Origin of the sequence: Rothia koreensis (genome assembly GCF_052232265.1) — a bacterium.
GTDB classification, from domain to species: domain Bacteria; phylum Actinomycetota; class Actinomycetes; order Actinomycetales; family Micrococcaceae; genus Rothia; species Rothia koreensis.
The window spans coordinates 2620223-2632795 of record NZ_CP197643.1 but is presented as its reverse complement, the minus strand read 5'-3'; the positions used below and the strand labels follow the sequence as shown (position 1 = coordinate 2632795).

Annotated in this window: 13 protein-coding genes; 6 read left to right on the top strand and 7 right to left on the bottom strand. The window is 64.6% G+C overall.

Annotated features, from left to right (window positions below; translation table 11 throughout):
- Nucleotides 1-18: 18 nt before the first annotated feature.
- Both ACTSLZ_RS11725 and ACTSLZ_RS11720 read right to left on the bottom strand, forming a co-directional pair.
- Nucleotides 19-657, bottom strand: coding sequence for a carbonic anhydrase (locus ACTSLZ_RS11725; protein WP_129315062.1), 639 nt, complete (start codon nucleotides 655-657; stop codon nucleotides 19-21).
- Nucleotides 658-731: 74 nt separating this feature from the next.
- Nucleotides 732-1433, bottom strand: a complete 702-nt coding sequence (locus ACTSLZ_RS11720; RefSeq protein ID WP_129315063.1) for a DUF4245 domain-containing protein — start codon at nucleotides 1431-1433, stop codon at nucleotides 732-734.
- Between the two features lie 214 nt (nucleotides 1434-1647).
- Here ACTSLZ_RS11720 and glpX point away from each other — a divergent pair, with 214 nt between their 5' ends.
- Nucleotides 1648-2640 carry a class II fructose-bisphosphatase gene (gene glpX / locus ACTSLZ_RS11715; RefSeq protein ID WP_443095127.1) on the top strand — a complete coding sequence of 331 codons (993 nt, stop codon included), beginning with the start codon at nucleotides 1648-1650 and terminating at the stop codon, nucleotides 2638-2640.
- A gap of 100 nt (nucleotides 2641-2740) precedes the next feature.
- Here the strand turns inward: glpX and ACTSLZ_RS11710 are convergent, their stop codons facing one another.
- From ACTSLZ_RS11710 to ACTSLZ_RS11695, 4 genes are all read right to left on the bottom strand, one after another.
- The gene (locus tag ACTSLZ_RS11710; protein ID WP_443095126.1) at nucleotides 2741-3742 is read right to left on the bottom strand and encodes a lipid II:glycine glycyltransferase FemX; all 1002 of its coding nucleotides are present in this window, start codon (nucleotides 3740-3742) and stop codon (nucleotides 2741-2743) included.
- A gap of 17 nt (nucleotides 3743-3759) precedes the next feature.
- On the bottom strand, nucleotides 3760-5376 hold the full coding sequence (locus ACTSLZ_RS11705) for an LCP family protein (RefSeq protein WP_443095125.1): 1617 nt from the start codon (nucleotides 5374-5376) through the stop codon (nucleotides 3760-3762).
- 83 nt (nucleotides 5377-5459) lie between these two features.
- Nucleotides 5460-6086 carry a 5-(carboxyamino)imidazole ribonucleotide mutase gene (gene purE, locus ACTSLZ_RS11700; RefSeq protein WP_443095124.1) on the bottom strand — a complete coding sequence of 209 codons (627 nt, stop codon included), beginning with the start codon at nucleotides 6084-6086 and terminating at the stop codon, nucleotides 5460-5462.
- 35 nt (nucleotides 6087-6121) lie between these two features.
- Nucleotides 6122-7264 (bottom strand): 5-(carboxyamino)imidazole ribonucleotide synthase, encoded by a 1143-nt coding sequence (locus tag ACTSLZ_RS11695; protein WP_443095123.1) that lies wholly within the window; start codon nucleotides 7262-7264, stop codon nucleotides 6122-6124.
- 268 nt (nucleotides 7265-7532) lie between these two features.
- On the opposite strand from ACTSLZ_RS11695, the gene ACTSLZ_RS11690 reads away from it, so the two are divergent.
- A complete protein-coding gene (locus tag ACTSLZ_RS11690) occupies nucleotides 7533-8138 on the top strand; it encodes a GtrA family protein (protein WP_129315069.1) in 606 nt (201 codons plus the stop codon).
- Between the two features lie 62 nt (nucleotides 8139-8200).
- Here the strand turns inward: ACTSLZ_RS11690 and ACTSLZ_RS11685 are convergent, their stop codons facing one another.
- The gene (locus tag ACTSLZ_RS11685) at nucleotides 8201-8977 is read right to left on the bottom strand and encodes a TIGR03089 family protein (protein WP_443095122.1); all 777 of its coding nucleotides are present in this window, start codon (nucleotides 8975-8977) and stop codon (nucleotides 8201-8203) included.
- Nucleotides 8978-9155: 178 nt separating this feature from the next.
- Here ACTSLZ_RS11685 and ACTSLZ_RS11680 point away from each other — a divergent pair, with 178 nt between their 5' ends.
- From ACTSLZ_RS11680 to ACTSLZ_RS11665, 4 genes are all read left to right on the top strand, one after another.
- Entirely contained in the window at nucleotides 9156-9677 is a 522-nt protein-coding gene (locus ACTSLZ_RS11680; RefSeq protein WP_443095121.1) for a WhiB family transcriptional regulator, read from the top strand.
- Between the two features lie 47 nt (nucleotides 9678-9724).
- Nucleotides 9725-10060, top strand: a complete 336-nt coding sequence (locus tag ACTSLZ_RS11675) for a DUF3499 family protein (RefSeq protein ID WP_178980161.1) — start codon at nucleotides 9725-9727, stop codon at nucleotides 10058-10060.
- Nucleotides 10061-10128: 68 nt separating this feature from the next.
- Nucleotides 10129-11409, top strand: a complete 1281-nt coding sequence (locus tag ACTSLZ_RS11670) for a L,D-transpeptidase (protein WP_178980160.1) — start codon at nucleotides 10129-10131, stop codon at nucleotides 11407-11409.
- Between the two features lie 82 nt (nucleotides 11410-11491).
- Complete coding sequence (locus ACTSLZ_RS11665) at nucleotides 11492-12559, top strand: TIGR01906 family membrane protein (RefSeq protein ID WP_443095120.1); 1068 nt, start codon at nucleotides 11492-11494, stop codon at nucleotides 12557-12559.
- Nucleotides 12560-12573: the final 14 nt, after the last annotated feature.

The window sequence follows — 12573 nt, the reverse complement described above, 5'->3', positions numbered from 1 at the left end:
CGAGCGGGAGAGATGCGTCTATGAATCCAAATCGTGTGAGGAGAAGACGAGCTCGGCCTTGCCATCGCGCAGGTTGTAGAACATGCCGACGACGGCCGTGCGGTTCTCCTCGACGGCGGCCGAAATGATCTTCGACTGGTCGATCATGCGCTCGGCCACCTGCCGGGTGTTCGTCCGGACCATGTCGGCGAGCGAGGCGTCGTCGTCGCCTGCCGAACGGCGGGTTTCGACGACGGCCGGCATGATCTCCTCGACGAGGTTGCGCACGAAGCCGGGAGGCATCTCGCCCGAGTCGTAGGACTGGCTCGCGGCGGTCACCGCACCGCACGAGTCGTGTCCGAGCACGACCATGAGGGGCACATCCAGTTCCGCGACGCTGTATTCCAGCGAACCCAAGGATGCGCTGCTGAGAACCTGGCCCGCGGTGCGGACCACGAAGGTGTCCCCGAGACCCAAGTCGAAGATGATTTCGGCGGCCAGGCGGGAATCGGAGCACCCGAAGATCACCGCGAAGGGATTCTGGCCCTCGGCGAGGGACTCGCGTCGCGTCGCGTCCTGGTTCGGGTGATTGGGCCTGCCCTCGACGAACCGTGCGTTGCCGTCGGCGAGACGCTTCCATGCTTCCTGCGGAGTAATACGAGCCTGGCTGTCGGACATGTTTCGCGCGGCCTTTCGTGGTTGGGTGCCGCGGATCCGTGTCGGACCCACGCCTTGGACCATACTAGCCCGGGTCAGCCGTCACTCTGGGACGGGCTCTCGGTCGGTGACGCCGCACCGCCGTCCTGGAGGGATGCCACGGACTCGTGGGCGAGCTTCACGAATTCGTCCTTTTCCGCGTCGCCCGACAGGATGAGCGTGGTTCCATTGACCTCGCCCACGTAGGCGGTGGTCCCATCGCCGTCCTTCTTGTCCTGCTTGACGCGGGTGCTCCAGGTGACGCCGTCGATATCGGTCTTGCCCGTGGGAGGGGCCGCATCCGTCTTCTGGGAAACCCAGGTCGGGTTTTCCTTATTGGTCTGGGTCACAGTGATGAAGCCCTGTGACGGGGTCACGAACCCGGCCTCCCAGAACGGCACACCGTCCGTGGACCCCGAATTCCATCGAGCGAAATTCGCGTGCCAGTCGTCATTCAGTCGGGGAGCGACCACGGGGTAACCGGCCGTCTCGCTGGCCTCCCGGGCCGTCTTGGTGAGGTCGACGTCGGGACGATACGTGTCGTTGTCCGGCCTGGGCACGAGCCACAGGAAGGGAAGCAGAATGAGCAGGAGAGCGATCATCGAGAAGACCATGGCCCTGACCGGCGTGTTGAGCCGTTTGACCTGTGACTCGGTGAGTTGAGGCTTCACGGGCAGTTCGTCGCCGGCGGCGGTCGACCCCGTGGACGTCGCCCGGTCTGACGTGTCTTCGTGGTTCTCGTGGTTGGATTCGCTCACCCGGCTATTCTGCCGCAGGCGGGATCGTGCTCAAAGCTGACCCAACGAACTCGGGGGATCTTCCACGGTTCTGCACAGTCGATCTTGTGTCGGCGGACTATCGAACAAGTAAGCTGGGTTGAGCACCCGTGTCGGGCAGAATTGTCCACGGACACCGCGAGGCGCTCCGCAGGACGGTGCGCCGAGCACGACAACTTCGAAGGCGAGGATCTCTGTGTTGGAAGCGAACGAACAGAACAACCAGGCTGACCGCAACCTAGCGCTCGAGCTGGTCCGGGTCACCGAGGCCGCGGCCATTGCGGGAGGCAACTGGGTCGGGGCAGGTGACAAGAACTCGGCCGACGGCGCGGCCGTGGACGCGATGCGCAACATGCTTTCGACCGTCCACTTCAACGGAACCGTCGTCATCGGCGAGGGCGAGAAGGACGAGGCCCCCATGCTGTTCAACGGCGAACAGCTCGGTGATGGGGACGGCCCCGCGCTCGACGTCGCCGTGGACCCCGTGGACGGAACCCGCTTGACGGCTCTGGGGATGAACAACGCCCTGTCCGTGATCGCGGTCGCGGACGGAGGATCGATGTTCGATCCTTCGGCCGTCTTCTACATGGAGAAGCTCGTGACGGGTCCCGACGCCGCGGACCTCGTGGACCTGCGCCTTCCGGTCAAGCAGAACCTGCACTTGGTCGCCAAGGCCAAAGGCAAGCGCATCAACCAGCTGACCGTCTGCATCCTCGACCGCCCGAGGCACGCGCAGCTCGTGGAGGAAGTCCGGGCCACCGGCGCACGGACCCGCATGATTCTGGACGGCGACGTCGCCGGTGCCATCGCGGCCTGCCGGGAGAACACCGGCGTGGACGTCATGCTCGGAACGGGTGGTACCCCCGAGGGCATTGTCGCCGCCTGCGCGATCAAGGCGACCGGGGGCATCATCCAGGGGCGTCTGGCCCCGAAGGACGACGAAGAGAAGCAGAAGGCCATCGACGCGGGCCACAATCTTGACGCGGTCATGACCACCAACGAGCTGGTCACCAGCAACAACTGCTTCTTCGCGGCGACGGGTGTGACCGACGGCGACCTCTTGCGGGGCGTGCGTTACTCCGGCAACCGCATCAACACGCAGTCGATCGTCATGAGGTCGAAGTCCGGCACCGTGCGCATGGTCGAAGCCGAGCACATTGCCGAGAAGTGGGACAAATACCAGCGGTAGACCTTGCCGCCAGGCACAGTGACGGCCCGCCGGGCCGTTTCCGTACTCTCAATAGCCTGACCATCCGTCGGTTCCAGGAACCGTTGTCTGGAACCGTTCCCTACCGTTTGACGGCCGCCCGCAGCCGCTTCACCGTGGCCGACACGGAGTTCCTGATCGCCGGCACGCCGGTGTCCCGCGCCGAATAGGCCCATCGATAGGCCTTGTAGGGGAGGGCGTGGACGGGAAGATCCCAGGTTCCGGGGAGCGTGACCGGGTATCCGCCGAAGGACTTCTTGAAGCCGGTGAATCCGGCCCACGGGTGATTCGGTTCGCCTTCGGGCGCGATGCCGAACATGTCGAATCGCTTCAGCCCCTTGGCCTTGGCGTCCAGCATCATCGTGGACACGAGAGGATTGTTGGCGCTGAGCCGGCGGTGTTCGAAGGACATGGAGGCGTGCGCGTAGGTCCTGGTGTCCTCCGAGTCGTACACCAGGGCCGCGCCGATCGCTTCGCCGTCGACCCGGGCAAGGTAGAGGGAAGCCGCGCCCAGCGGCATGAGGGAACGGGCTGCTTGAGTCAGGTAATCGTCCTTCTGACGATTGAAGCCGACCCGCTCTGCCGTCTTGTTCAGGTATTCCAGCAACACCGACACGTCCGCCGGATCGTGGGACTCCTCGAAGGTGACACCCTTCTTGTGGATGTTCCGGTGCAAGTTCCTGTTGGTCGACTTCATCCCCTTGAGGATCGCGTCCTCGTCCTGCGTCAGGTCGACCATCCACGTGTGGCTGGGCTGGATCTGGCGCGGCGCGAAATGCATGCCTCTGTGTTTGAGGTCCTCGACCTGGTCCGCGCCCTCCGGGAACATCTCGTCCCGGGTGGGTTCGAGACGCACGAACAAGCACTTCTTGCTCGCCGCCAGCGCGCGGAGGTCCTCGAGAGCACGCGTGAAACCTTCGGGGGAATCGGCGATCGGCCCGTACGGGCAGTACAGGTAGCGCCCGGTACGCCCTCCCTCCAGGGTGGCGAGGTAGGAGTACCCCTGGCCGCTCTTCTGGAAGACCTCATGGCCGAGATCGCGCTGGAACGTTGCCCACGCGTCGGACTGCAGAATTGTGCTCATTCTTCCTATCTTAGGAGTCAGGGGACGGAGCAGGTGCCGTTCTCGGTCAGCTCGGCGGCCTGCTGGACGTCCAAGGACTTGGTGGTGCCCGCGTCGTCGGTCGCCTGGGACTGGCCGCTCAGGCCAAGAACTTGGGCCATCACGAGCGGGTTGACCGAGGCGACGGGGGTCTTGCCGCCACCGGCTTCGCCCGCCGCCTGCGGCTCCGGCGTCTTGCCGTCCTTGGAGTCACTGATGACCTTGTCGACCGAGGACCGGAACTCATCGTAATCGGGGTAGGTCGGGAATTCCTCGGGGAAGTACGGCGGGGCCATGCCGTACTGGATGAGGTCGTGATCCTTCGCCTTGAGACCCAGATCGACGAAGCTCGACAACTGGTTCTCGGGGATATCGGTTTCGATGATCTTCTGCCCGGCCTCCGAGATGTCCTGGAAACGGGTGAGGACCGTTTGTGGGTCGAGCTGCTTGAGCATCGCGGACTGGACACACCTCTGGCGGGCCTCGCGGTCGTAATCCGAGGCGCCCTCACGGGACCGTCCGTACCAGAGCGCGTGGAAGCCGTCCAGGTGCTGTTTGCCCGGTTCGATGTACCCGTCGATCGGGTTCTGCTCGCCCGTCATCTCGTCGTGGCCGCCACCGATCGGAACACGACCACCCACGTTGATATCGATCCCGCCCATCGCGTCGATCAGTTTGGAGAATCCGTCCATGTCCACCAGGACATACGACTGGATCGGCAGGCCGGTGATCCCCTCCGCGGCGTCCTTCATGGCCTCGGCTCCGGGGTCCTTGGAATGCGGGTACAGATCCTTGTGGTCGTTGGCGACGTCGGGGTACAGCGCGTTCAGGATGCACTCGTCGCCGCAGTTGTAGCCGTCCGGGTAGACGTCCCACAGGGGCGAATCCTTGGCGAACTGGGCGTTCTGCATATTGCGGGGCAGGGAAATCGTGACGGCCTGACCGGTCTTCGCGTCCACGCTGAAGACCGTCATCGAGTCGGGGCGACGACCGACGCGATCGTCGCCTGCGTCGCCGCCCATCAGAAGGAAGTTGTACCGTCCGTCGACGGGTTTCATCTTGGGCCCCTCGGCGAAGATACCGCTGACGGCTCCGCGGCCGACGTTGACCAGGTAGGCCGAGTAGCCGACGCCGCCGGCCGTGACGAACAGCAGCACCACGAAGCCGATGATCACGGCCGGGCGCATTCCCTTGGCGAGAAGAACCGGTCGGATCAGACGCAACGTGTCGAAGAAGAGCAACGCCCAGAAGATCGCGAGGGCGATGAGCACGATCACCAGGACCAACGAAATGAACCGGCCGGTGACGAGCTCAATGACCCAGGCCCGATGGACCAGCCAGGTGAGCAGCAGAAGAACGATCAGAGCCCACACGCACAGGGTGACCGTCAGCGCCACGCGCCCGACCTTCCGGTTGCCCGCGACGAGCTGGGCGGATCCTGGAATCACGGTGGTCAGGATCAGCAGCAGCCAGGCCCTTTTGGTACGCGTGACCGACCCGCCGGACCGGGGGTTGCGCAAAGGGTCCGTCATGCGCGAGCTGCCGGCCCGTTCGTCAAGTCCGCGGGCTGCCTCGATGTCGTCCGAGGGGTCGTGGTTGCTTGGGGGAGTAGTCATGATCGACCCGATCTTACAGTCTGACCAGCGAAAACACGTGGCTTTGCCGGGGGAGTTGGGGGAAGTCTGAGCGGGCGCTCAGGTTAGGGGGCGTAGCCGGCCCGGGGATCGTCGTCGTAATCTTCCGCTGCCTCGGGTGTGCGGCCGGATGCGGGGTTGCCGTCCGGCCCGTCCATGTCCTGCTTCCGTGACCGTACCTTCTGGGCGAGGGCGACACCCTTGTCCTGGGCCGTCTGCCTGAGACCTTCAGCGTATTCGGCCAATTGCCCGCGGAGTTCTTCCGCCTCCTTGGTGTCCCCGGCCCCGAGTATGCGCAGGGCGAGGAGACCGGCGTTCTTCGCGCCATTGATGGACACGGTCGCGACGGGGACCCCAGCGGGCATCTGGACGATCGAGAGCAGCGAATCCATGCCGTCGAGGGTCTTGAGCTGGACGGGTACCCCGACCACGGGCAGGGATGTCACCGAAGCCAGCATGCCCGGCAAATGGGCCGCACCCCCGGCGCCGGCGATGAGGACGCGGATGCCGCGCTCTTCCGCGGTCCTGCCGTACCGAATCATGTCCTCGGGCATTCGGTGTGCCGAGACGACGTCGGCCTCGTACGACACGCCGAAGTCTTCGAGGATCTCTGCGGCCGGCTCCAGCGTCGGCCAATCGGAATCGGACCCCATGACCAGACCGACGAGCGGGCTTTCCAGGGACTCATTCATTGTTTCTCCTTCACGCTGATCGACCCGTTGGGGGTTCAGACGTTCTCTGCGGCTCCATGGTCTCTGATGACCGCAGCCGCCTCGTTCGCTACCTGGCGCAAGCGGTCAATGGACTCGGACGGGCCGGTCACGTTGACGTGACCGACCTTGCGACCGGGGCGCACGGACTTGCCGTAGAGATGCACCTTGGCCTCGGGATACTCGGCCATGACTTCGGGGAAGGCCCCGTACAGGTTCTGGTTCTCGCCTCCCAGAACATTCTTCATCACGGTGGCCTCCGCCACGCGGTCCGTGGAACCGAGGGGCAGATCCAGGACAGCTCGGAGGTGCTGCTCGAATTGGCTGGTCACGGAGCCGTCTTGGGTCCAGTGGCCGGAATTGTGGGGGCGCATCGCCAACTCGTTGATGAGGAAGCCCGGCCCGCGGCCGGGGGTCTCGAAGAGCTCAGCGGCCATCACTCCGGTGACGCCGAGCTCCGAGGCAATGGTCAGAGCGGCCCGCCGGGCGGACTCGGCGATGTCCGGGGCAAGGTTCGGCGCCGGAACGATGACCTCATTGCACACCGAGTCGACCTGAATGGACTCGGCGACGTCCCAGGCTCGGGATTCACCTTCCGGCCTGCGCGCGACCAGGGCGGACAGCTCGCGGGAGAATTCGACTTTCTCCTCGGCCAGAAGCGCGCCGTCGGTCCATCCGGCCTGGACGGCCTTCTCGAACCACTCGAGGACCTCGGCGGAGTCCACGGACTGCTCGTCCACGAGCATGACTCCCTTGCCGTCGTATCCACCGCGGGGAGTCTTGAGCACCACGGGCCACCCGGCCCGTTGGCCGAAAGCACGAAGCTGCTCGGGGGTCGTCACGGCCTCCCACAGCGGATTGGGCAGCCCCAGACGATCGACGGCGCGTCGCATCTCGATCTTGTCCTGCGCGTGGACGAGGGCTTCCGGCTGAGGGTTCACGGCCACGCCGTCGGCCATGAGCGCATCGAGGTGAGGGGGCGGAACGTGCTCGTGATCGAAGGTCAGGACGTCGGACCCCCGCGCGAAGTCGCGCAGTGTCTCGAGGTCCGTGTACTCGCCCACGGGGGAGTCCGGGACCACCTGCGCCGCGCACACCTCAGGAGATTCTGCGAGAACTCGCAGACTTATCCCGAGTTCGCTGGCCTCGGGGGCCATCATGCGGGCCAGTTGCCCACCGCCAATTACACCGACAACAGGAGCTCTACTGGGAGATTTCACCCCTTCAGCGTACCCGGTGATCAACCGACGAGTGACAGTTTTGCCGCCATTTGTGCATTCGAATCGGGCAGCGCACGGGTAGACTCGCAGACTGGGCCACACGCGCCGCATCCGCGAGCCGATGTCTTCGCGGACGGTGCCACTTTGTTCCCGTGCGCCGTGCGAATGACGCGGCGGCTTCCCCTGACCCCGAATTCGTGGAGTATGAGTGTCGACCGTTGCTGAGAAAGTCCGTGGGCTCTGGGACCTGTTCCTCAAAGAGGTTCTGAAGTTCGGGATCGTCGGTGCGTTGGCGTTCGTCGTCAACGCGTCCGTGACCCTGCTTCTGATGAATACCTGGTTCCAGGACGAGGGTCACGCCAAGGCCAAGTTCATTGCGGGCGTCGTCGCCACCCTGTTCTCCTGGATCGTGAACCGTCTCTGGACGTTCCGTCACAAGCGCCAGGAAAACAAGTTCCGCGAGGCCGTTCAGTTCGCGGTCGTCAACCTGATCGGGATCGGCGTCGAGTCCGGCTGCGTCATGTTCACCTTCTACGTCCTCGGACTGACGTCCAAGGAAGCCTCCTTCGTCTCCGGGACGATCGTTGGCACGGTGCTCGGAACGATCGTCCGGTACTTCGCCTACCGGTACTGGGTCTACGGCGGACAGCAGCGCAAGGACATCGACCAGGACCAGGACCACATGACCCGCGAGGAGCAGGTCGGCAGGTTCGTCACGGAAGCGACGGAAATTGTCACGGGATCCCTCGACGCGGACGAGGTGGTGCGTCGCTCGAAGGGCCGAGGCCCTTCGGACGCATCGAACGAGGGCTGACTCAAGACGCTCCAAGTCCCCGCTTCGGCGGCGTCCTCGTTTCGGGGCGTCCGGGGGTGCCGTCAGTCCATCGGCACGGCACGTTCGTCGTCCGAGATGCTCGACAAGCTCTCCGCGTTCTGAGCCGCTTGCGGGTCCACCAGAACCACGGCCTTGCCCGCTGCCATGATGCCGCAGGACATGGCCAGCATGTCCAGATCGAGAGGTTCGCCGGACGGCACCACGACGACGCCGTCGGTCTCCTCGCCGAGTCCGCTCGCGCGATCGCACCACGCGGCAACTTCCTCGAGCCACTCGCTCAGGGTGACGGCCGTGGCCTGACCGTCCGTCGTCGCCAGTCCGATCCCGTGGGACCCGGGGACGGCGTCGATCGGGTCGAACAGATCGCCGAACGATCTGATCTCTGCGCAGTAGTCGATCGCGTCGTCGGGCCAGTCATCGGTGCCGTGACCGTAGCGGGTCGCAAGAGCCGCACGGTCCATGACCACGGCCACCTCGGCCTGATCCGCGCGCTCATCGATGTCGAACCCCAACCAGAAGGTGGGCCGGTCCGTCTCGGAGTCCATGACACATCCCGCGCGCAAAGCGCCCAGCGCGGCCACGATGCTCCGCCAGTGCTGGGTGGCGGCCAGTCGAATGGAATCGCCGTGGGTCGCGTCGAGCTCGTCCACGAAGAGGTTCGCGGACTTGGCGATCCAGTTCTCCGTGACCTTGCCGGACAGTTCGACCCGTTCTCCATCCGTTCCGTACCAGATCAGGGCGGGCCTGGGGGAGGACGCCAGAAGGCGACTGAAGGTTTCGAGATTTGCGAAATTCTGGGACGCGACGGTAGGTGTCATGACGCCGAGTCTAACGACGGCGTCCCGAGACCACGACATGCCGCCGTGAGCTGGACAACAACGTTGGTCCTTGACTTTTGAATAGCATTCGAGCTTGACGTCACGGGCTTACACCGTTGTAATTATGAGTGGAATTCTTACGAGTATCGCGCGGCAGGAAGCGCAAGGAAGGACGAGCATGGGCGAAGCATTGCGGCGCCGAGGCACATCACCCGCTTCCGACGAGAAGGGCATCAGTTCTTCCGTTCCGTCCGACTGGTACGTCGATCCTGCCGATTCGGCCGGGCCAGGTCAAGGTTCCTCGGTATCCCTGGACGATCAGGCCACGGCTTTTCTCAAGGCGGCAGAACGCAGGGAAGCGGCGCATTCCTCCCCGCGCGAGGCCGACGAGGGCCGTGTGGACCTCTTCTCTTCCGATCCCGACATCCTGAAGATGTGGCAGGCCGCGGCGGGCCAGTACGGTACCGATGACGAAGAGGGCGAGCTCGCGTGGCAGGCGGATGCTCTCTGCGCCCAGACCGATCCCGAAGCGTTCTTCCCCGAGAAGGGCGGATCGACCCGCGACGCCAAGCGCGTGTGCTCCGAGTGCCCGGTCAGCGAGGCATGCCTTGACTACGCCCTGGCCAAGGACGAGCGTTTCGGAATCTGGGGCGGGCTGTCCGAAAGGGAACGTCGTCGTCTTCGCAAGAGAGCAAGCTGAGCGGCTCACACCGCCCTCACAGCCGGTGAGAGTATTTTTGGGATCCCATGACTGAGAAAATTCGTATGTGCTCGCGCATGATGTGCCGTCGCGAAGCCTCATGTACCTTGACGTATGCCTATTCGCAATCCACCGTGGTCATTGGCCCGTTGGCCACCAGGGTGGAACCGCACGCGTACGACATGTGCACTTTTCACGCGTCCAAACTGACGGCTCCACGTGGCTGGGACATTGTCCGAGTTGACGGCGAAGGAAGCCCGGTTATGCCCGAGGGAGAGGGCATCGCTGAGGCGTCTCCGGTCGGAATGGACAATGCCGCCACGGTGCCGGACAATGTGACAAATCTTCACTTCTTGCGCGGGCTCGGCCCGCGCTCTTCATAACAATTGAGGGCCGCGTCGGGGGACGCGGTAGACCGCTCGCGCCGCACGTCGGAAGGAACATTGTCAGAGTGACCGAACCTACTCCAAAGAACCACGGGTCCGGCTTCGGCCGGGCCACACATGACCGAACCGCCCACAATGACGGGGCATCCTTCGGTCTGACGCGGCGCCGAGCTCTCGCGGGAGGCGCCCTCGGCGTCTTCAGCGCAGCGGTACTGAGTGCCTGCTCCGGAAACGAGCAGGCATCCAAGGATTCCTCGGCCAGTGCGTCACCGTCCAAGACCTTCTCCCCTCAGGTCACGGTCACCCCGGAGGCCAATGCCAAGGAGGTCAACCCGGTCGTGCCGGTGAGCGTCACGACCGCCGAGGGCAGGATGTCCGAGGTCAAGATCAGTGGCGGCAAGGACGACGTCAAGGGCCACGTGTCGGAGGACGGCAAGACCTGGACCTCAGACGGCAATCTCGAGTTCGACACGAACTACACGATCAAATACACGGTGACCGGTGACAAGGGCGAGCACCAGTCGCAGAGTTCCTTCGCGACCGTCGTGGCCGCCAATGAAGCCGACGCCAAGATCAACGTCCAGGAGGGGAAGACCTACGGCACCGGCCAGGTCATCCAAATCGATTTCTCGGAGCCCGTGACCAACAAGGACGATATCGAGAAGTCCATCACGGTCACCGGGGGCGGGGCCGCGCCCGGCCTTTTCCGCTGGTACTCGGACACCATGGTCCGGTACCGCCCGCAGGACCTCTGGGCGCCGAATTCCGAGGTGACCATCGAAGCCAACATTCTGGGGAAGGATCTCGGCAACGGCCAGATCGGCAACCAGAACTACAAGGTGACCTTCAAGATCGGCGAGAAGCACTATGCCTTCGTGGACAACAACACGAAGAGCATGAAGATGTACGTCAACGACAATATGGTGCGAGAAGCGCCGGTGACCTTGGGCAGCAAGGACTGGCCCTCCGTGACCGGCAAGCTGGTGATCCTCGAGCAGGCCAAGAAATACAAGTTCGATGCGAAGACCCTGGGGCTCAAGAAGGGCGACGAGCACTGGTACGAGCCCTTCGAGGCGACCAATACCAGTCGCCTGACTGATAGCGGCGCATTCGTGCACCAGGCGGAGCCTTCGGCCTACAACGTGGTTGGCGTGGCCAATATTTCCCACGGTTGCATCGGCCTGTTGCCCGACGACGCCGAATTCTTCTTCGACACGTTCGAGGTCGGAGACATCGTCGAAACCCAGAACACCGACTACGGCCAGGCCAACCCCGACAACGGGTACGGGGACTGGAACATCCCGTGGGAGCACTACACGGATACCAGCTGGCACGGAAACTGGTGACCCCGGGCAGACCTCACACGCGCGGACCCGGATCCCGGGCGTGTGAGGCCCGCCGGCCGCCGCATATCGAGTAAGGAGAAGCATGTCCTCCACGTCCCGGCCCCAGGGAGAAGACACACCCTGGGCGGAGTCTCCCGAGCAGGACTGGGACAACCTTCTCCCCGCCGTCTCCCAGGAGGCCGCGACGAATGCTCCAGAGGCCCGGCGGTCCTCCGATGAACGGAAGGCTTCTGAGGAGCAGGGGGCCGCGGGGATCCGGAGGGGCGCTGCGGCTGCGGGGCGCGAGGGCCACCGTGGCAACGGACTGCTGGAGCCCGCCGGCCACGGTCATACGACGCGGCAGGACAAGGCGCAGGCTCAGCGGGGGACGGAGGCTCAGCGGGGGACGGAGGCTCGGGCCACGGCCGCCCGCGACGCAGCGATCGAGGACAGGCCCAGAGCCCTCGGGTTGCGCCGAGCCCTGATAACCATCTCGGTTCCGCTGGCCACCCTCATGCTCGGCGTCCGTGCGATCGCGACGCCGGCCTTCCTGTGGCTCGAGTACCATCGGCCGGGATTCCCGAAGGACCCCTTCGGGTTCTCGACCGACGACCGGATGACCTACGGGTCCTACGGCCTGGAATACGTTCTCAATACGGCGCCGAGCCGTTACCTCGGCGACCTGACGACGCCGGACGGGCAGTCCATCTTCACCCCGGCCGAGGTCTCGCACATGACGGACGTCAAGCACGTGATGTTGTGGGCCCTGGTCGGCGTCGTCCTGTTCTGCCTCGTCGCCCTGGTGGGAATGAAGGGCCTCCGGCGCCGTGCCCCAGGGGCGATCCAAAAGAGCATCTTCTGGGGCGCCTGGTTGACCCTGGTCGTGCTCGTGGTTCTCGGAATCTTCGGGGCGTTGGGATGGCAAGCCCTGTTCACGGGCTTCCACGAGGTCTTCTTCTCCGGAGGGAACTGGGCATTCCGAGAGTCGGACAGCCTCATCCGATTGTTCCCCGAGCAGTTCTGGGTCGACGCCGCCGTGGGGATCGCGATCTTCGGCGTCGTGGTCAGTGCCGTGTTGCTCATCAGCACCTGGCCCACGGCCTACCGGCGTCAGCGCGCACTCAAGGCCGCCCACGATCGGCAGGAAATCCGCGACCGCCTGAGCCGCTGACTCGCTGCCTTCTT